Origin of the sequence: Shinella oryzae, assembly GCF_023038235.1 — a bacterium.
In the GTDB taxonomy this organism is placed as follows: Bacteria; Pseudomonadota; Alphaproteobacteria; order Rhizobiales; family Rhizobiaceae; genus Shinella; species Shinella sumterensis.
This window is the reverse complement of sequence record NZ_CP081987.1, coordinates 1,736,282-1,755,387: the sequence shown is the minus strand read 5'-3', so window position 1 is coordinate 1,755,387 and position 19,106 is coordinate 1,736,282. Positions and strand designations below refer to the sequence as shown.

At 63.7% G+C, this 19,106-nt stretch carries 19 protein-coding genes; 10 read left to right on the top strand and 9 right to left on the bottom strand.

Features of this window, described 5'->3' with window-relative positions; all coding sequences use genetic code 11:
- Positions 1 to 113: 113 nt before the first annotated feature.
- Positions 114 to 755: a DUF1638 domain-containing protein gene (locus K6301_RS08700; protein WP_247216173.1), complete on the bottom strand. Its 642-nt coding sequence runs from the start codon at positions 753 to 755 to the stop codon at positions 114 to 116.
- 17 nt (positions 756 to 772) lie between these two features.
- Here K6301_RS08700 and K6301_RS08695 point away from each other — a divergent pair, with 17 nt between their 5' ends.
- Positions 773 to 931, top strand: a complete 159-nt coding sequence (locus K6301_RS08695; protein WP_247216171.1) for an entericidin domain-containing protein — start codon at positions 773 to 775, stop codon at positions 929 to 931.
- A gap of 49 nt (positions 932 to 980) precedes the next feature.
- On the opposite strand, the gene K6301_RS08690 is transcribed toward K6301_RS08695, so the two are convergent.
- Positions 981 to 1,676, bottom strand: coding sequence for a corrinoid protein (locus tag K6301_RS08690; RefSeq protein ID WP_064330367.1), 696 nt, complete (start codon positions 1,674 to 1,676; stop codon positions 981 to 983).
- A gap of 335 nt (positions 1,677 to 2,011) precedes the next feature.
- On the opposite strand from K6301_RS08690, the gene K6301_RS08685 reads away from it, so the two are divergent.
- From K6301_RS08685 to K6301_RS08660, 6 genes are all read left to right on the top strand, one after another.
- Complete coding sequence (locus K6301_RS08685) at positions 2,012 to 3,595, top strand: trimethylamine methyltransferase family protein (RefSeq protein ID WP_247216169.1); 1,584 nt, start codon at positions 2,012 to 2,014, stop codon at positions 3,593 to 3,595.
- Positions 3,596 to 3,702: 107 nt separating this feature from the next.
- Positions 3,703 to 4,398 carry a ferredoxin gene (locus K6301_RS08680; RefSeq protein WP_247216167.1) on the top strand — a complete coding sequence of 232 codons (696 nt, stop codon included), beginning with the start codon at positions 3,703 to 3,705 and terminating at the stop codon, positions 4,396 to 4,398.
- 54 nt (positions 4,399 to 4,452) lie between these two features.
- Positions 4,453 to 5,205, top strand: coding sequence for a phosphodiester glycosidase family protein (locus tag K6301_RS08675; protein ID WP_247216165.1), 753 nt, complete (start codon positions 4,453 to 4,455; stop codon positions 5,203 to 5,205).
- A 79-nt stretch (positions 5,206 to 5,284) separates the two neighbouring features.
- Positions 5,285 to 5,806: an RNA polymerase sigma factor gene (locus K6301_RS08670; RefSeq protein ID WP_247216163.1), complete on the top strand. Its 522-nt coding sequence runs from the start codon at positions 5,285 to 5,287 to the stop codon at positions 5,804 to 5,806.
- Positions 5,807 to 5,821: 15 nt separating this feature from the next.
- Positions 5,822 to 7,909 carry a vWA domain-containing protein gene (locus K6301_RS08665; RefSeq protein ID WP_247216161.1) on the top strand — a complete coding sequence of 696 codons (2,088 nt, stop codon included), beginning with the start codon at positions 5,822 to 5,824 and terminating at the stop codon, positions 7,907 to 7,909.
- Between the two features lie 446 nt (positions 7,910 to 8,355).
- Positions 8,356 to 9,240 carry a LysR family transcriptional regulator gene (locus K6301_RS08660; RefSeq protein ID WP_247216159.1) on the top strand — a complete coding sequence of 295 codons (885 nt, stop codon included), beginning with the start codon at positions 8,356 to 8,358 and terminating at the stop codon, positions 9,238 to 9,240.
- On the opposite strand, the gene K6301_RS08655 is transcribed toward K6301_RS08660, so the two are convergent.
- Positions 9,225 to 9,572 carry a hypothetical protein gene (locus K6301_RS08655; RefSeq protein ID WP_247216158.1) on the bottom strand — a complete coding sequence of 116 codons (348 nt, stop codon included), beginning with the start codon at positions 9,570 to 9,572 and terminating at the stop codon, positions 9,225 to 9,227. The genes K6301_RS08660 and K6301_RS08655 overlap by 16 nt on opposite strands.
- A 125-nt stretch (positions 9,573 to 9,697) precedes the next feature.
- On the opposite strand from K6301_RS08655, the gene K6301_RS08650 reads away from it, so the two are divergent.
- Together K6301_RS08650 and K6301_RS08645 are read left to right on the top strand one after the other, a co-directional pair.
- Positions 9,698 to 10,336, top strand: a complete 639-nt coding sequence (locus K6301_RS08650; protein WP_247216156.1) for a helix-turn-helix transcriptional regulator — start codon at positions 9,698 to 9,700, stop codon at positions 10,334 to 10,336.
- Positions 10,337 to 10,340: 4 nt separating this feature from the next.
- Positions 10,341 to 11,474: an aminotransferase class I/II-fold pyridoxal phosphate-dependent enzyme gene (locus tag K6301_RS08645; protein WP_247216154.1), complete on the top strand. Its 1,134-nt coding sequence runs from the start codon at positions 10,341 to 10,343 to the stop codon at positions 11,472 to 11,474.
- Positions 11,475 to 11,477: 3 nt separating this feature from the next.
- Here K6301_RS08645 and K6301_RS08640 read toward each other — a convergent pair whose 3' ends face one another.
- The 6 genes from K6301_RS08640 to K6301_RS08615 form a co-directional block, all read right to left on the bottom strand.
- Positions 11,478 to 11,849 carry a DUF4180 domain-containing protein gene (locus tag K6301_RS08640; RefSeq protein ID WP_247216152.1) on the bottom strand — a complete coding sequence of 124 codons (372 nt, stop codon included), beginning with the start codon at positions 11,847 to 11,849 and terminating at the stop codon, positions 11,478 to 11,480.
- 95 nt (positions 11,850 to 11,944) lie between these two features.
- Entirely contained in the window at positions 11,945 to 12,961 is a 1,017-nt protein-coding gene (bmt, locus tag K6301_RS08635) for a betaine--homocysteine S-methyltransferase (RefSeq protein WP_247216150.1), read from the bottom strand.
- A 200-nt stretch (positions 12,962 to 13,161) separates the two neighbouring features.
- Positions 13,162 to 14,208 (bottom strand): quaternary amine ABC transporter ATP-binding protein, encoded by a 1,047-nt coding sequence (locus tag K6301_RS08630; protein WP_134649453.1) that lies wholly within the window; start codon positions 14,206 to 14,208, stop codon positions 13,162 to 13,164.
- The gene (locus tag K6301_RS08625; RefSeq protein ID WP_247216148.1) at positions 14,201 to 15,112 is read right to left on the bottom strand and encodes an ABC transporter permease; all 912 of its coding nucleotides are present in this window, start codon (positions 15,110 to 15,112) and stop codon (positions 14,201 to 14,203) included. The genes K6301_RS08630 and K6301_RS08625 overlap by 8 nt, the downstream gene beginning before the upstream one ends.
- A 240-nt stretch (positions 15,113 to 15,352) precedes the next feature.
- Positions 15,353 to 16,351 (bottom strand): ABC transporter substrate-binding protein, encoded by a 999-nt coding sequence (locus tag K6301_RS08620; protein ID WP_247216146.1) that lies wholly within the window; start codon positions 16,349 to 16,351, stop codon positions 15,353 to 15,355.
- Between the two features lie 765 nt (positions 16,352 to 17,116).
- Positions 17,117 to 17,260: a hypothetical protein gene (locus K6301_RS08615; RefSeq protein WP_134649449.1), complete on the bottom strand. Its 144-nt coding sequence runs from the start codon at positions 17,258 to 17,260 to the stop codon at positions 17,117 to 17,119.
- A gap of 246 nt (positions 17,261 to 17,506) precedes the next feature.
- Between K6301_RS08615 and K6301_RS08610 the strand changes: the two genes are divergently transcribed.
- Positions 17,507 to 18,967 carry a cobyric acid synthase gene (locus K6301_RS08610; protein ID WP_247216143.1) on the top strand — a complete coding sequence of 487 codons (1,461 nt, stop codon included), beginning with the start codon at positions 17,507 to 17,509 and terminating at the stop codon, positions 18,965 to 18,967.
- The last annotated feature ends 139 nt before the right edge of the window (positions 18,968 to 19,106 follow it).

Genomic DNA, 19,106 nt, shown 5'->3' with positions numbered 1-19,106 from the left:
CTGCCTGCTGCGTCATGTCGATGCCTCGCCTATTTCCGGCGGGCATGATCGGATCCCACTCTTAGAAAGGCGTAACCGAGGGGGCGGGATTTGCGGGCAGGGCTAAGAATTGGTTAGCGGGCGCCGAGCAGGGCGCCGGTCAGGTCGCCGTAGCCGGTGAAGCGGTACTCGTAGGTGAGCCCGAGATAGTCGGCCGCCTCTTTCGCTTTCTGCTGCAGGGCCTCGTCCTCGACCTGCGAGAGATAGACGAGTTTGGTGTAGTTGCCGAAATACATGTCCTTCAGCTGCGGATGCCGGTCAAGACCGAGCGGCTCGATGACGAAGGCGCGGAACTGGCGGGCGAGGAAGTCGGTGAGGAAGAACGCGGTCACGTCGTCATCCGTCGCGGCGAAGGCCTCGTTGCCGGCGAAGAAGGAATAACAGTGCGGTCCTGCGATCCGCTCGACGCCGAGCTTTTCGCAAACCCGGTCGAGCAGCCCGCCGGTGCCGCAATCGGCATAGCCCACGAAGACACGGGAGAAGCCTTCGGCGCGCGCTTCTTCGACCGCTTTTTCGACGCCGGGCGCAATCTTTTCGGGATGGGCGTGCCAAATGGCGGGCAGGCAGACGAGGTCGATGTGATCGAGGCCGTTTGCATCGCGGATCGCGATGATCTCGCGCGCGATCGCCCCGCACGCGATCACGCGAACTTTTTCGCGTCTCGTGCGTTTAGGCGCCGGACTTCCGAGCCGAAGTTCTGCGTCAACCACATCCATCGAGAGGGACTCCCACCATGACTGGCACAAATCTGACCAAGATCAGCATCGTTTTCGCCGCGCTTCTGGCGCTCAGCGCCTGCGGCAACACCATTCGCGGCATGGGCAAGGATACGGCCAACGCCGTGGATGCGACGCAGGACGCCGGCCGCAGCGTCGAGCGCGCTGCCCAGTAATTTCGTGATCGGGCGGCGCGCTTTCAAGGCGCCGCCTGATCTGAGCCTGTCAGCCGGCAAGCATGTTGTGCTTGCGCTTCATGAATTCCTTGGCGGTTTCCACGGCCACGGCTGCATCTCGGCAGTAGGCGTCGGCGCCGACGGCCTTGCCGAATTCCTCGTTGAGCGGCGCACCGCCGACCAGGACGACGTAATCGTCGCGCAGGCCCTTTTCCTTCATCGTGTCGATGACGACCTTCATATAGGGCATGGTGGTCGTGAGCAGGGCGGACATGCCGAGGATATCGGGCTGTTCGCGCTCGATGGCTTCCAGATAGTTTTCGACCGGGTTGTTGATGCCGAGGTCGATCACGTCGAAGCCCGCGCCTTCCATCATCATGCCGACGAGGTTCTTGCCGATGTCGTGGATGTCGCCCTTGACGGTGCCGATGACCATCTTGCCCTGCTTGGGCGCGCCGGTGGCGGCAAGCAGCGGACGCAGGATCGCCATGCCGGCCTTCATGGCGTTCGCCGACAGAAGAACTTCCGGCACGAAGAGAATGCCGTCGCGGAAGTCGACGCCGACGATGCGCATGCCTTCGACGAGGGCCTGGGTGAGCACGTCGTAGGGTGCCCAGCCGCGCTCCAGCAGGATATTGGTGCCCTCTTCGATTTCCTCCTTCAGGCCGTCGTAGAGGTCGTCGTGCATCTGCTGCACAAGCTCTTCGTCGGAGAGATCGGCGAGAATGATTTCGTCGTCAGACATTGTGTTTCCTCGTCTCCATTGGCGCTGCGGTCGGCAGGCTCCTCACCCTAGAAATATCCGTCCTCGTGTCGCGATCCGATTTCGAAAACGACGTCGCATACAGTGAAAAGCGACCCGACGAAAACATGCCGCGATCTTACGCTGCAAAACGGTGAATTGACAGCGCAAACAAGAGAATGCCGCTACGATCCCGGCGGCGTCCGCATTATGATCGCGCCAAAGCCGGTATCCAGCGTGCGCCATTGCTTGGCGCTTTGAGACCCGCCCCGATCCGGCGGCTTGCTAGCATAGTAAAAGAGGCGCTTTCGGGCGCGGGAAGAAAGGGAAGACGGATCATGAGCGAGGGCATTGAGCAGGTGGCAGGCGAGGGCACCCAGGAGGGTGGCGGGCGTCGCTCGCGGGAGGGGCGCGGCGCGGCCGCACGGCGCGCGTCGCGCACCGGTGGCGGTCCGGGCCCGTCGCTGCCCTATATCACCCGCAAGATCAGGGAATACGAAGTCCTCGACGAGGAAGGCCTGCAGCTCATCGAAGCCAATGCGGACCTCATCCTCGAGGAAATCGGCATCGAGTTCCGCGAAGATCCGGAAGCCTTGCAGCTGTGGCGGGACGCCGGCGCAGATGTGCGCGGCGAGCGCGTGCATTTCCCCAAGGGACTGTGCCGCGAACTCTTGAAGACCGCACCGTCCCAGTTCACCTGGCATGCCCGCAACCCCGAGCGCAGCGTCCAGATCGGCGGCAAGGCCACCGTTTTCGTGCCGGTCTACGGCCCGCCCTTCGTGCGCGACCTTGAAGGCGTGAGGCGCTATGCGACGATCGAGGACTTCCGCAATTTCGTGAAGCTCGCCTATATGGCACCGTCCATGCATTCGTCGGGCGGCACGGTCTGCGAGCCGGTGGACATTCCGGTGAACAAGCGTCACCTGGACATGGTCTACAGCCACCTGAAATATTCCGACAAGCCGTTCATGGGCTCGGTCACCGCGCCGGAACGCGCGGAAGATTCGATCGCCATGGCCAAGATCGTGTTCGGCGACGAATTCGTCGAGAACAACACGGTCATGATGAACCTCATCAACGCCAATTCGCCCATGGTCTTCGACGAGACCATGGTGGGCGCGCTGAAGGTCTACGCCCGGCACAACCAGGCCTGCGTCGTCTCGCCGTTCATTCTGTCGGGCGCGATGAGCCCGGTGACCGTCGCCGGCACGCTGACGCAGATCCTCGCCGAGGTTCTCGCCGGCGCCTCCTTCACCCAGCTCATCCGCAAGGGTGCGCCGGTGCTGTTCGGCACCTTCGCCGCGTCGATCTCCATGCAGTCGGGCGCGCCGACCTTCGGTTCGCCGGAGCCGTCGCTGGTCTCCTACGGCGCAGCACAGCTCGCCCGCCGCCTCGGCCTGCCGTTCCGTACGGGTGGCTCGCTCTGCGGTTCGAAGGTTCCGGATGCGCAGGCGGCGCACGAATCCGCCAACACGCTCAACATGACACTGCTGGCGGGCACGAATTTCGTGCTGCACGCAGCGGGCTGGCTCGAAGGCGGCCTCGTTTCGTCCTACGAGAAGTTCATGATCGACCAGGACCAGCTCGGCATGATGCAGAAATTCGCCGAGGGCATCGACCTCTCGGAGAATGCGCAGGCGTTGGATGCCATCCGCGAAGTGGGTCCGGGCAGCCATTATCTCGGCTGCGCGCATACCCAGGCCAACTTCCAGACCGCTTTCTACCGTTCGCCGCTCGCCGACAACAACTCGTTCGAGCAGTGGGAGATCGAGGGGCAGAAGCGCATCGAGGAGCGCGCCAACGCGCTGTGCCGCAGCTGGCTCGACAGCTACGAGGCGCCGCATCTCGACCCCGCCATCGACGACGCGCTTCTCGCCTTCATCAAGGAGCGCAAGGACTCGATGCCGGACGCCTTCACCTGAAAGGGTCCCGACCGCGCCAGGGAGCAAGGCGGAGCGACGCGGGTGGCCGACATGATCCAGAAGGAAGTCTGGCGTCCGCATTATGAGCTCAAGGGAGACGTGACCCGGTGAACGCCTCCGGTCAGCACCTCGAAACGATCCGTGCGGCTCTTCGGCCGCACGGTCTTTTTTTGCGTGGTGTGGTGAGTTTTGCGGATGGCGAGGCCGTGCCGACGCTGGGCGACGGTCGCCCGGCGGCCAGCGTCGTGCTCATCGGCAATATCGGCAGTTCCCTGTGGCCGGCGTTCTCCTGCTGGCGGCGCGGCCGGTCGGATGGTGGCGGGCCCGACCCGCTCGATACCTGGTCGAAAGACGTCATCGGTCCCATCGCGGCGACGGCCGGTGCAACGGCGTGGTTTCCCTCCGATCCGCCCTGGCAGCCGTTCCAGCAGTGGGCGATGCGCGCGGAGGGTCTGAAAGCGTCGCCGCTCGGCATTCTCATCCATTCTGTTTACGGCCTGTGGCACGGTTATCGTGGCGCGCTCGGTTTTGCCGTGCCGGCGGTGACCGAGCCGGTGGCGCGGCCCGTGGAACATCCCTGCGACACCTGTCGCGACCGCCCGTGTCTCACGACCTGTCCCGCCGTTGCCGTGCGCGCGGACGCATTCGACGTCCCGGCCTGCCGCAGCCATCTGCGTACGCCGCAAGGGCAGGGCGGCTGCCTGCGCGGCGGCTGTCTTGCCCGTGCCGCCTGTCCCGTCGGGGCGGCGTATCGCTACGGGGACGAACAGTTGCGTTTCCACATGGCCGCGCTCTCGCTTTGACCATCTGCGCGGCGCGCTGCTAATTTCGCCGCATTGCAAGCCGAGCCATCGTTCATGCGCTTTCTCTCCATCCTGTGCTTTTTCCTCGCCACGCTGGCCCTGCGGAGCGTCGCCATGGCCGAACCGCCAAAATGCGCCGAGGTCGAACATCTCGGCGGCCGTTATACGGTCTGCACCTTCGATCCCGCCGAAGATACGATCCGGCTTTACGGTGCGCGCACGCTGGGCAGCTCTGGTGCGAGCTACGACCAGCTGAACACCTATCTTCTGCGCAACGGCGAGCACATGAGCTTTGCCATGAACGGCGGGATGTACCATCCCGATTACGGCCCGGTCGGGCTTCTCGTCGAGAATGGCCGGGAGACCGGCGCGCTCAACCGTGAGAATGCGTTCGGAAACTTCTTCATGAAGCCGAATGGCGTGTTCTGGCTGGCAGACGGCAAAGCCGGCGTGATGGAGACGGAGGCCTTCGCCAAAGCCGGGCTTTCGCCGCGCGAGGCCACGCAGTCGGGTCCGATGCTGGTGGTCGACGGCAAGATCCATCCGCGCTTCCTGCCGGATGCGACGAGCCTGCAGATCCGCAACGGCGTCGGCATCCTGCCGGACGGGCGCGTGGCCTTCGCCATATCGAAAGACCATGTCCGCTTTCACGATTTCGCGACGCTGTTCCGCGACCGGCTGCACTGCCGCAACGCACTGTTCCTCGACGGCAGCATTTCCAGCCTCTACGCGCCGGAAATCCGCCGACACGACCGTCGGGCCGTGATGGGAACGATCATCGCCGTCGTGAAAAAGCTGCCCTGGTAATATTTTTTTCGGATTCGATCCAAAGGATTGCCACGCCATGCACGTCTGAAAGGTCAGTGCACGCAATCGGGATGGGCCCGTGGAAACAGAACTCGTCGAAAAGGCGGCTCAGGGGGACCGGCAGGCATTCGCCGCGCTGATCGAGAGCCGCTATGATTTCATCCATGCCGTCGCCTGGCGATGGTGCGGCGACCGGCAGGATGCGGAGGATGTGGCGCAGGAGGTGTGCATACGCCTCGCCAGCGCGATCAGGGGCTTCAAGGGTGCCAGCCGCTTCAGCACCTGGCTCTATTCGGTCACGCTCAACGCCGCCCGCGACCAGATGCGCAAGCGCCGCCGTGCTGAATGGCGCGACGCAGCCTATCTGCGCGAGCAGGCGGTGCTGGAGACCGGGCGCACCGAGGATGACGGCGAAGAGCTGTGGCAGGCCGTTCGCCAGTTGCCCGACAGGCAGCGTGATGCCGTTCTGCTCATCTACGGTGAGGGGCTTAGCCATGCGGCGGCAGCCGATGTGCTCGGCTGTGCCGAAACGACCATTTCCTGGCATGTGCACGAGGCCCGCAAGCGCCTGAAGGTGCTTTTGCGCGATGCCGCCGCGTGACGGAAGGATAGACCGATGACCGATCTCGATCTTGAAAAACTCGCCCGCCGCCAGCCGCCGGCCGCCAGAGCATCGTCGCGCGCCGCAGCCCTTGCCGCCGCCATGCAGGCTTTCGACGACGCGGAAAAAAATGCGACCGCCACCAAAGGTTCTACCGCGGGCGGGCGTCGAAGCTCCATCTTCAACCGGATATGGAGCCCTATCATGAACCGCAGACTTCTGGCCGGATCGGCCCTTGCCACGCTTCTCGTCGTCCCGGTCGCCGGCCTTGTGACCTATGAACTGGTGCGCAACGGTACGGTGGCCTTGCAGACCAATCATCAAACAGAGACGGAAAGACGCGCGGCTGCGGTAAAGAAGTTGGCCGAGGAGAGACGGAAGCAGCAGCTCGAGCAGGCAAAACAGCAGGACTCTTTCCCGGGGGAAGCAGAGGGTGATGTATCCTATCTTATCGGAAAGAAGCGTGCCGTCGAGCCGACGACGAAGCAGGAAACAAACCTGTCCACGGCCGACAACCGCTCCGCCGAAGCCGCGCCACTTGCCGAAAGCCTGAATGGCGAAATGGCGGCGGTGCCGCAATCGCTTTCCGTCGGCGGCGCTGTCAACCCGACGCTGACGCGGCGCGTGGCGCAGCCCACGACAATGGATTCCATGATCGTGCCGGTTCCGCAGGCGAACCGCGAACGCTTCGCCTCCGCCGATCCGAATCCGGTGAAAAGCGTCGCCACCGATCCGGTCTCGACGTTCTCGGCCGATATCGACACGGCGTCCTACTCCTATATGCGCAGCGCGCTTCTCGGCGGCAGCCTGCCGGAGCCGGATTCTGTGCGTGTCGAGGAACTGATCAACTATTTCCCCTATGACTGGAAGGGGCCGGACACGGTGGAAAAGCCGTTCAACGCCACCGTCACCGTCATGCCGACGCCCTGGAACAAGGGAACCGAACTGCTGCATATCGGCATCAAGGGCTTCGAGACCGTGGCGGCCGAACAGCCGTCGGCCAACCTCGTTTTTCTCATCGACGTCTCCGGTTCGATGGATGAAGCCGACAAGCTGCCGCTGCTCAAGAGCGCTTTCCGCCTGCTGGTCGGCAAGCTGAAGGACACCGATACCGTGTCCATCGTCACCTATGCGGGCAATGCGGGCGTGGTGCTGGAACCGACGGCGGCGAAGGAGCGGCAGAAGATCCTCGACGCGATCGATACGCTCCAGCCCGGCGGCTCGACTGCCGGTGCCGAGGGCATCGAGACGGCGTACAAGCTGGCGCAGAAGGCCTTCAAGAAGGACGGCGTCAACCGCGTCATGCTGGCGACGGACGGCGATTTCAATGTCGGCCCGGCGAGCAATGAGGAACTGGAACATATCATCGAGGAACGCCGCAAGAGCGGCATCTTCCTCTCCGTGCTCGGTTTCGGACGCGGCAACTACAATGACGGCATGATGCAGGCGCTGGCGCAGAACGGCAACGGCACGGCCGCCTATATCGATACGCTGGCCGAGGCGCAGAAGACGCTGGTGGAGGAGGCGGGCTCCTCCCTCTTCCCCATCGCCAAGGATGTGAAGTTCCAGATCGAGTTCAACCCCGATCGCATCGCCGAATACCGGCTGATCGGTTATGAAACCCGCATTCTCAACCGCGAGGATTTCAACAACGACAAGGTGGATGCCGGCGATATCGGCTCCGGCCATCGCGTCACCGCGATCTATGAGGTGACGCCGAAGGGCAGCCCCGCGGTGCTGAACGATCCCCTACGCTACGGCAAGGGCGAGACGGCGGATGCGGCTGCGTCTGGCGCCGGCGAGATCGCGTTCCTGAAGATGCGCTGGAAGAAGCCCGATAGCGACACGAGCGAGCTTGTGACGATGCCGGTTACGGACAGCAATGTGGTCCCTGATCTCGATGCGGCCTTGGCGGATGTCCGCTTTTCCGTCGCCGTTGCGGCCTTCGGCCAGAAGCTGAAGGGTGTTCCCGCCCTGCAGGACTATGCCTACGGCTCGATCCTCGGCCTGGCGGAGGCGGCCAAGGGCAACGATCCCTTCGGCTATCGCGCCGAGTTCGTGAAGCTTGTCCGGCTCGCCGAGGGCCTGGCCGGCGGCAAGTAACCGCTGCTGCCCGGTCGTCGTCTTTCCGACAGCCGGGGCGGAACGTTTCAGGCGGCGGTCGACGCCTCTGCGCTGCACGGTTCCTGCGCGGTGGCTGGCTGCACATTCTTTGCGTTGGGTTTGCGCGGCCAGACAGGCGACAGCCGCATGAGGGGCGCTCTCCAGCGCCTCTCTTTTTCGGTTGGCAAAGGCGTGCAGGCCGGCGGCGTGGCGTCCACGAGTTCGAGCCCGGCGTCCCGCAATAGGCGCCAGTCTCGGCGCCGGACAAGGTGTTGCAACGCGTCCCGTTCGGACTGTCTCTGCCGCTGGTTGTTCCAAAATTCCCGCAATGTCGCCAGAATGTCCATGCCATGCGCCCTTCTTTCCTCCCGCACAGCCAAGCAAAGCCGTAGACATTTCACAAACGAATAGCGATGATGGCAGGCATCAGAAAAGGCGATGGCTGAATGTACCCACCTCTTGAAAGCGATCTGCTCCGGATTTTCGTCGCCGTCGCGCAGGCGGGCAATGTCACCCATGCCGGCGAACGGCTCGGGCGAACGCAGTCGGCAGTCAGCATGCAGGTGCGCAAGCTGGAAGCGTCCGTCGGGGCGAAACTGTTTGCCCGCGGCCCGCGCGGCGTGGGGCTGACGATGGAAGGACAGCGGCTGCTGCCCTATGCCAAGCGCATCGTCGGCCTTGTCGACGAGACGACTGCGGCGATGCGCACGCTGCCGCTCGACGGGCCGGTGCGGGTCGGTATTCCAGAAGAATACAACCAGACCATCCTGCCCAATGCGCTGGCGGCCTTCGCGCAGGTGCATCCCGGCGCCGAGGTAACGGTCTTTTGCGGCTATACCGCGCAGCAGATGGAGGCGTTGGAGGCCGACGACCTCGATCTCGCCGTCATCTTCGAATGGGACGGCGGCATTTCCGGCGAGCTTCTGGCGATCGATCCAACGGTCTGGGCGGTCTCGGTCGGGCATGACCTGCATCTGGAGCGCCCGGTGCCGGTCGCGCTCTACCGGCGCTCGGTCTGGTGCCGGGAGTTTGCGGAGCGCTCGCTGGAACGATATGCCATCCCCTATCGGGTCGCCTATACCAGCGATACGAGCAGCGGCCTGCGTTCGGCGGTGTCGAGCGGTCTTGCCATCGCACCGCTTGCCCGCAGCAACATTCCCGCGGGCGCGCGCGAATTGACCCTTGCCGAGGGCTTTCCGCAAGTCGATTCCTCGCGTGTCGTGCTCAAGCGCAACCCACGCCGTGGCGGGCCTGCCATCGATGGCATGGCGGATCTCGTCCGCAAGTCCTTCGCGCCGCTGGCCGCGGCGACCGATCAGGCTTTTGGATAGGCTCTTTCCAGCCCGCCGGACCGGGTCAGCCCGGCGCGGAAGGCGGCGTGTGCGGCGTGCTGGCTGGAGCGCGCGCATTCCATGAGGCGGATCTGCAGGCGCGCGGGCGCGGTTTCGCCCAGCCATTCGCCAAGCTTTTCCAGCTTGAGGGAATTGAGGAAGCGGGCGGTGGACGCCCGGTCGAGAGAGAGGGCCAGCCCTTCGAGCAGGTTTTCGTCCTGCTGCGGGTTTTGCATCAGCAGGCTCAGATAGGCCTTATCGCCGTCGCCGAGCGCTAGAAGCTTGTCGGCGACGGTATCCCTGTCCGGAAAGGCGGCCGGATCTGCACTCATATCATCCCCCATAGAATCGTCTTCGTCTTGGATAAGGCGCGCAAAGGTTCGCCGCAAGCGACGGTAAGGATATGGACTTAAAATCCAATATTGACAAAACGTCTATAATCGGATTGGTTGCCGCCATGTTTGATGCTTCGAATTCCAACGCGCTGCTGGTGCGCCACGCCACGACCGCCGCGGCCATCTCCACCCTGTTCTATCCCCATGCCGAGGTCGTGCTGCACGATCTCGAAACGGGCCGGATCGCCGGCATCTGGAATGCCTTTTCCGGCCGCAAGCCCGGCATGGAATCGCTCGTGGACGGCGAGCTGGAGGAGGCCGGCGAGGCGGGCGTCTATGGCCCCTATGAAAAAACGGGAGACGACGGTCGGCGCCTAAAATCGGTGACGTCGGTGCTGAAGGATGAGTTCGGCCAGGCGCTCGGCCTGCTCTGCATCAACATGGATGTCTCGCATTTCGATGCCGCTGCGAAGCTGCTGTCGGCCTTCACCGGAACGGTGGCGCCGCGCCCGCCGTCGCTGTTTTCCGGCGACTGGCGCGAGGAGATCAATACGGCTTTGCATGACTGGCTGCGCAACCAAGGCCTTGCATTGACGGCCCTGAGGAAGGCCGAGCGCGTGGCGCTGGTGGCAGCGCTCGAGGAGCGCGGCCTGTTCCAGACCCGCAATGCGGTCGATCATCTCGCCGGTCTCATCGGCGCCTCGCGCGCCTCGATCTACAACTACCTCGCCGATGCCCGGCGCCAGAACGTCAAGGATTGACCTCGTGACCCCATTGCCGGATTTCCGTCTCGAAACCCATTTTTCCCGCTGGGAATTCAAGGCCCGCCACCACATGACGGCGAGCGATGCCGAGACGATGAGCATGTCGGAACTGCTGGCGCTTGCCGGCCCCGAGGATCTGGAGGCGTGGGAGCGTGTCTCGCTCGGCTATACGCAGACCTGGGGTGCGCCGGAGCTGCGCGAGATCATCGCCTCGACTTACGAGACGCTTGGCGGCGCTGACATCCTGACCTTTGCCGGCGCGGAGGAGGGGCTTTACTGCGCCATGCTGGCGCTGCTCGGGCCTGATGATCACGCCATCGTCACCGTGCCGAACTACCAGTCCATGGAGACGCTGCCTGTCACCATCGCCGGCAGCGTGACGGGCGTGGCGCTGCGGCCTGAGAACCGCTGGCGGCTCGACCTCGACGATGTGCGCGCCGCACTTCGTCCGGAAACCCGGCTCATCGCCGTCAACTTTCCCAACAACCCGACCGGGGCCATTGCCGATCAGGCGACCTTCCGGGAGCTGGCGGCGCTGTGCGCGGAGCGCGGCATCCATCTCTTTTCCGACGAGGTCTATCGCGGGCTGGAGGTCGATGATGCCAAGCGCCTGCCGCAGGCCGCGGACCTGTTCGACAGGGGCATTTCGCTCAATGTCATGTCCAAGGCCTATGGCCTGCCGGGCCTGCGCATCGGCTGGATCGCCTGCCGTGACCATGCGCTGCTCGAACGCATGGAGAAGATGAAGCACTATCTCTCCATCTGCAACGCGCGCCCTTCGGAGGTGCTGGCCGGTATCGCGCTCAAGTCGCGCGAGACGATACTGGCCCGCAACCGCGCCCTGTGCGCTGACAACTCCGAAAAACTCGGCCGTTTCTTCGCGGACTACCCGCATCTCTATGAATTTTCTCCGCCCGACGGCGGCTGCGTCGCTTTCGCCCGCTATCTCGGAGCCGATGGCGTGGAGGCGCATTGCCGCCGGCTGGTGGAGGAGAAGGGAGTGCTTCTCCTGCCGTCCAGCCTCTATGTCTCCGATCTGCTGCCGGTGCCGGCAGATCGCTTCCGCGTCGGCATCGGGCGCAGGAACATCGACGCGGGCTTTGCGGCATGGCGGAAATTCCTGGCCGAGACCTGATCGTCAGGCGTTTTCACGCGCAAGCCGCGCCTCAAGGTCCCCGATGGTCGCAAGAAACCAGATGGAGCGGCCCTTGTTCGTCTCGCGCACGAAGTCACGAAGCGCCTTGCTGCCCTCGAGCAGCGTCGTGACATCGCCGATGATGGCGCAACGCAGATGGTAGTTGACGAATTTCTGGAAGACCGTGCCGGCAAGGCGCGTCTCCAGGCGCAGGAAATCCGGACCGAGCCGTTCGACCGGAATGGCGACGAGCGTGGCACCCGCCGAAAAGGCCTCGCCGATCACGTCATTGCCATCCGCTTCCGTTGCGACAGGCGTGCCCTGCGCGGAAAGAACGAGCACGTTCGTGCCCGACATCTCGATCGTCTGCATCATGCAGGCTCCTTGAACGTATCTTCTCACATATAGCGACAAAAAAGCCGCCCGCGGCGCTGACCGGGGCGGCTTGCAATTGTCGATCCGACAATCGGTCAACCGCGCCGGCGGCCGCCGCGTTCGCGAGCGGGCGCCGCGGCGGCTTCATTCGCGGTCTTGTTGCGCAGCGGGCCGATCTTTTCGACGATCGTTTCGAGCGTCGGGCGTTCGCGCGGTTCATGGGCGTCGAGGGCCACGCGCATCGCGGCAAGGTGCTCGCAGGACGTACCGCAGCAGCCGCCGATGATGCGTGCGCCGGCATCGCGGGCAAGGCGGGCATATTCCGCCATCAGCGGCGGCGTGCCGGAATAGTAGATTTCCGAGCCGCGGAATTCCGGGATGCCGCAATTGCCCTTCACGACGACCGTGGCCGAGGGGGCAGCGCCCGTCATGTCGAGCAGCGAGGACAAGATGTCGGAGGCGCCGACGCCGCAATTGGCGCCGACCGCGAGCGGGCCCGCGCCGATGTCACCGGCCACGCCGTGGATATCCTTGGGATGCAGGCCCATCATCGTCTTGCCGGCCGTATCGAAGGAGCCGGTATAGACGAAGGGCATGCCGACCTTGGTAGCGGCTTCGGCGGCCGCGCGGATTTCATCCGGCGACGACATGGTCTCGATCCAGGCGACATCCGCGCCGCCGGCCTTCAGGCCCTCGATCTGCTCGACGAAGGCGGCGACGGCATCGTCATAGGTCATGGCGCCCAGCGGCACGAGCAGTTCGCCCGTCGGCCCGACCGAACCGGCGACGATGACGGTGCGCGGCGCCTTGTCGGCGACCGCGCGCGCGATCTCGGCGGCCTTTTTGTTCAGCGCGTGTACACGATCCTGCGCATGGTGCAGTTTCAGGCGGTGCCGCGTGCCGCCGAAGGTGTTGGTGAGGATGATGTCGGCGCCCGCATCCACGAAGTCCTGGTGCAGCTTCGTGATGTTCTCGGGCTTGGCCTCGTTCCACAGTTCCGGCGCTTCGCCTGCTTCCAGCCCCATGGCGAACAGCGATGTGCCGGTTGCGCCATCGGCAAGCAGGAAGGGTTTTTCGGCCAGGAGGCTGGCGAGCGGATTGGTGGCGGTCATGGCATGTCCTCTGTTTGCTCCATCATATAAGGATTTCTTTATGTGGTTGCAACGGCGGAATGGCAGAGCGCCCCATGGAGGCCGTCGATGCCCTCTCGGTCCCGGCCGAGTGGCCGCGAGAGACATCTAATTGTGGGACAGCGGCGCCGGAAAACGAGAAGAGGGCGCCGGCGCGCCCTCTCGATGTGCTTGTAAGCGGCTCAGGCCGCCGCCTTCGCCTCATGGCTCGTCGGCGTCACCATGGAGGAGATGATCGCGCCGATGTCGATCGCGCCGATCGGCCGGCCGGCCTCGTCCACGACATGGGCCTGCGTCTGGTTGGCGCCCGTCATGGCACGGGCGGCGGTTTCCAGCACGGTGCCCTTGGCGATCGGCATGCCCTGGGGATTGCCCGCGAGCGGCGCCATGATCGTCTCGACATTGACGACGCGGCCACGGTTCACTTCCTTCACGAAGGCCGTGATGTATTCGTCCGCCGGGTTGAGCACGATCTCCTGGCCGGTGCCCTGCTGCACGACCATGCCATCACGCAGGATGGCGATCTTGTCGCCGAGACGCAGCGCTTCGTCGAGATCGTGGGTGATGAAGACGACGGTCTTCTTCAGTTCTTTCTGCAGGTCCAGAAGCACGGTCTGCATGTCGACGCGGATCAGCGGGTCGAGAGCGGAGTAGGCTTCGTCCATCAGCAGGATGTCTGCATCGTTGGTGAGCGCGCGCGCGAGGCCCACGCGCTGCTGCATGCCGCCCGAAAGTTGGTTCGGGTAGTGGTTCTCGAAGCCGGCAAGGCCGACGCGCTCGATCCACTGCTTGGCGCGCTTTTCGCGTTCGGCCTGCCCGATGCCCTGGATTTCCAAGCCGTAGACGGTGTTTTCCAGCACCGTGCGGTGCGGCAGGAGCGCGAATTTCTGGAACACCATCGCCGTCTTGTGGCGGCGGAATTCGCGCAGGTCGTTTTCGCTCATCCGACAGACGTCGACGCCGTCATACAGCACCTCGCCGGCGGTCGGATCGATCAGCCGGTTGATGTGGCGGATCAGCGTCGACTTGCCGGAGCCGGAGAGACCCATCACCACCATGATGCCGCCTGCGGGCATGGAGATGTTGATGTCGCGAAGACCGAGCACATGGCCGTACTGCTGGTTCAGCTCGGCCTTGCCGAGGCCGTTCTTCACCGCGTCGACATAATCGCCGCCACGGGGTCCGAAAATCTTGTAGAGGTTGCGGACCTCGATTGCATGACTAACCATGAATTACCTCCGAATGCTTCTGTAGTCGCCTGCCATAGGCCTGGCTTGTACGGTCGAATATGATGGCGATGGCCACGAGCGCGAACCCGTTGAGGAACCCCACCGTGAAGAACTGGTTGTTGATGGCCTGAAGGACGTTCTTGCCCAGGCCGCCGACGCCGACCATGGAGGCGACGACGACCATGGCGAGCGACATCATGATGGTCTGGTTGATGCCGGCCATGATGGTGGGCAGGGCAAGCGGCATCTGCACGTTCTTCAGCTTCTGCCAGGCGGATGAACCGAAGGCGTCGGCCGCTTCCAGCACTTCCTTGTCGACGAGACGGATACCGAGATTGGTCAGGCGGATCATCGGCGGCACGGCATAGATGACGACGGCGATCAAACCCGGCACCTTGCCGATGCCGAAGATCATGACGACGGGGATCAGATAGACGAAGCTCGGCATCGTCTGCATCACATCGAGGATCGGGTTGATGAAACCCTGAACCCGGTCCGAGCGCGCCATGAGAATGCCGATGGGGATGCCGATCACGATGGCGATGAGCGTGCAGACCGTGACCATGGCGAGCGTCACCATCGTGTCGTTCCACAGGCCCAGCATGCCGATGACAAGCATCGACGCGGCCGTTCCGATGACGATCTTGACGTTGCGGCTGGCGAAATACACGACGGCCAGCAGGATCAGCAGGATGATCGGCCATGGCGACGTGACGAACAGGCGCTCTAGGTAGTTCAAAAACCATTGCAACGGCTGAACCATCGCATCGATTGCATTCACATAACTTCTGACGAGCCCCTTGAACCCGTCATCGACAGTCTTTCTGACCGCGCGAATGCTCGCGTCGCTGAATGCCGGAAACTTGCAAAGAAAGACCGGCAACGTGTCGCATAGTCCTGCCATCCTTTTTCCCCTCTTCCTACCGGTCGATGGTGCCCCGCTATGCGACGGATGTGTCCGGCATGGCGAATGGGGCGGCTTGTACAGCGATATTCTTCTTATTGTTCCGGTTTGTCCGTATTGGCACGGGCGGCGGCCCGATAGTGTACTGTTTGCGACTTTCTGGGTGAAGATCAGTCAAATGACTGTCCGCACCGAAGCCATCGGCACCGGCAGCCTTGGGCCGCCGGTGCCTGATGTCTGTCAGAGAGCGGCCTTGACCTTCTCGGCAACCTCGGGGCTCACCCACTTGGTCCACATATCGGGATAGGTTTCGAGGAAGTACTTCGCCGCATCCTCGTTCGTGCCCTGGTTTTCCGTCATCCAGGCGAGAACCTTGCCGACCGTGCCGTTGTCCCACTGGCGGGTCTTCATGTAATCCATGGCGACGCCCGCCTTTTCGGAAAAGGCTTTCGTCACGACGGTGAAGACGTCGGAGGTCGGGTAGGAGTTTACCTTGGGGTCGGGGCAATCGGGAACGGCCGTGCAGGCATCCCAGTCGGCCTTGTTGTGCTCGACGCCGAAGGACAGGCGCGTCATCTCGTACTGACCGAGAATGGCGGTCGGCGCCCAGTAGTAGCCGAGCCAGCCGGTCTTCTTTTCGAAGGCGTTGGCAATCGAGCCGTCGAGGCCGGCCGCCGAGCCGGTATCGACCAGTTCGAAGCCGTCGGCATCCGCGTTCAGCGCCCGGTAGAGGTTGGACGTGGATACCTGGCAGTTCCAGCCGGCGGGGCAATTGTGCACCGCGCCCTTCGACGGATCTTCCGGCGCCGGGAACAGGTCCGGATGCTTGAGCGCGTCCTGCACGGTCTTGATGTCGGGATGCGCGTCGGCCAGGAATTTCGGTATCCACCAGCCTTCCACGCCGCCTTCCGACAAGAGTGGCGCAAGCTGGATCAGGCGTCCCTCGGCGATGGCCTGGTCGAGCGGCGTGCGCACGGCGTTGACCCACATTTCCGGCGCGACGTCAGGTTCGCCCTTTTCGTTCATGGAGGTGAAGGTCGGCATGGTGTCGCCCGTCACCAGGGTGACGTTACAGCCATAGCCGCTTTCGAGAATGATCTTGTCGACCTGTGCGGCGACGCCGGCCGACGCCCAGTTCATTTCGGCGATCGAAACATCGCCGCATTCTGCCGCCTGGGCGGACCCGGCAAAGCCATAAAGGCCGGCGGCGAGGATAGTGGAGGCAAAAAGCTTCTTCATAGGATTTAAGACCTCCCAGTCTTGAGATGCAGCGTTCATCCCGGAAGGCAGAGCAGGTTACTGCGTTGTCCCGACTGCCCGGTCTCAGTGTTCGGCAGACGAGGGAATGCGATGCCAGGTGAGGCGAGCCAATCCCCCTGCTGCAAGGACGTCGAGCTTTTTTTGTTCCCCGGCGTAACCCTGTCACCGGCGATCCGTCTGCGTACGTCACGGGGCAAGCCTACGGGTTCTTGTTGAGAAATCAACCGCCTGAGAGGCAGGCACGGGCTGCATCGGGCGCTAGCCATGGCCGGAATGCTGAAAAACAGGTGTTCTTGCCGTCGAAAAAATGGGCGTTTGCTCCGGTGCGGGCAAATACTCGTAAGCGATCCGTCCCGGGAACGCCGCTTCCTGTTCGGAAGCAGACAGATCGTGTCCGGATTGCGCCGTTTCGCCCCAGCAGTCACTTTTTTCGCGGTTTTATAAAAAAATCGCGATTCACCTTTGCTTAAGGTCTCGATAACCGTCCGGTAACGATGTGGCGCTATTGATCTTCCCACGGCGGGGGACACTGCCGAACGCTCCGGAAAAGGTATTGCGTACCGGGGTGACTGGGCTCCGATGTGTTTTTGTCGGAAGCCGCCATGCGTATTTTGGCAAGCCGTGCACTCCCACCAGGGGTGCACGGCTTTTGCGTTTTAGCGATCCGGCAGGCAATAAAAAACGTCGCCTCCCGGAGAGAGGCGACGCTGGATGCGAGCGGGACCTGACGTCGCGCTCGAAGGATCAGCCGATGTTGCGCGTGCGGATGACGCCGAGCGGGCCGAGCGGCGCATCCATGACCTCGTTGCGCACGCGCGACTGGTTCTGGGGAGCGACGCCGTTCCAGGCGATCTGTACGAAGTTCGGCTTGCTGAAGATAAACAGCATGGTCTTTGTCCTAAAAATCCGAAGCCACGCGCCTCGGCTGTCTGATGTCCCTCATATAGGTGCGCCGAAGAGAAAAATCAGCGTCGTTCACGGCGCAAAATGTCGCAAAACGGATAGCATCCCAGCTATGCCGATCTTGCATGGCATGCTGTTGCGGAAATACATCGGAGCACCGGGCCGGATTGCGGCAAAATTGCGGTAAATCAGGGCTTTCCGGTGGCGAGACGCGGTGATAGGAAAAGCGCCATGACAAGAACGATCATGCTACAGGGCACCGGCTCGGATGTCGGAAAAACGGTACTGGTGGCGGGGCTCTGCCGCATGGCCGCCAACCGCGGCCTGACGGTGCGTCCGTTCAAGCCGCAAAACATGTCGAACAATGCCGCCGTTTCGGCCGATGGCGGCGAGATCGGCCGCGCACAGTGGCTCCAGTCGCTTGCCGCGCGCGTGCCCTCCAGCGTGCATATGAACCCGGTGCTGCTCAAACCGCAGTCGGATGTCGGCAGCCAGATCGTCGTTCAGGGCAAGGTCTTCGGGCAGGCCAAGGGGCGGGACTACCAGGCGCTGAAGCCCAAGCTCATGGGCGCAGTGATGGAGAGCTTCGAGACCGTATCGGCCGGCGCCGACCTCGTGGTCGTCGAGGGCGCTGGCTCGCCGGCGGAAATCAACCTGCGGTCCGGGGACATCGCCAATATGGGGTTCGCCACCCGGGCCGGCGTGCCGGTCGTGCTGGTGGGCGATATCGATCGCGGCGGAGTCATCGCCTCGCTGGTCGGCACCCACGCCATTCTGCCGGACGAGGACCGGCGCACGGTCACGGGCTATCTGATCAACAAGTTCCGGGGCGATGTCACGCTGTTCGACAGCGGCATCGCCGAAATCGGCCGCTTCACCGACTGGCCTTGTTTCGGCGTCGTGCCCTGGCTGAAGGATGCCGCGCGCCTGCCGGCAGAGGATTCCGTCGTGCTCGAGCGTCTGGCGAAGGGTGGCGGCGGGGCGCTCAAGGTCGCCGTGCCCGTGCTGCCGCGCATCGCCAATTTCGACGATCTTGACCCCTTGAAGGCTGAGCCGCAGGTCGATCTCGTCTTCGTGCGGCCGGGGGAGGCGCTGCCGGCCGATGCCGGCCTTGTCGTCCTTCCGGGCTCGAAATCCACCATTTCGGACCTGCGCGATTTCCGCGCCGCGGGCTGGGACCGGGATCTTTCCCTTCATGTGCGCCGCGGCGGGCGCGTCATCGGCATTTGCGGCGGGTATCAGATGCTTGGCCGCCGCGTGACCGATCCGCTCGGCATCGAAGGCGGCGAGCGGGAGGTCGAAGGGCTCGGGCTGCTTGCGGTCGAGACGGAGATGGCGCCGGAAAAGACCGTGCGCAACAGCGACGCCCGCTCCCTGCAATACGATGTGCCGCTCGAAGGCTATGAGATCCATCTCGGCCGCACCACGGGGCCGGATGCGCTGTGTCCCTCCGTCAGCATAGACGGCCGGCCGGACGGCGCGGTCTCGCCGGATGGCCGCGTGATGGGAACCTATCTGCACGGACTGCTCTCGAGCGATGCCTACCGGGCGCGGCTGCTTGCGGATTTCGGCATCGAGGGCGGCGGCTTCGATTACCGGGCCGGCGTCGATGCGGCACTCGACGGCGTGGCGGCCGAGCTTGCAGCCGTGCTGGATCCGCGCTGGCTCGACAGCCTTATGGGCACCCGCTGATTAAACCGCCGGCCTGAAACGTTCAGACATCGGGTTTCTCCACTGCCGGTCGCGGCCGCACCAAAGTTGCGCCTGATTTCGGTGCAAGGAGGGACACTATCATGCCCGCTCTGCGGGTGCCGACGCCGTTGTGCGATCC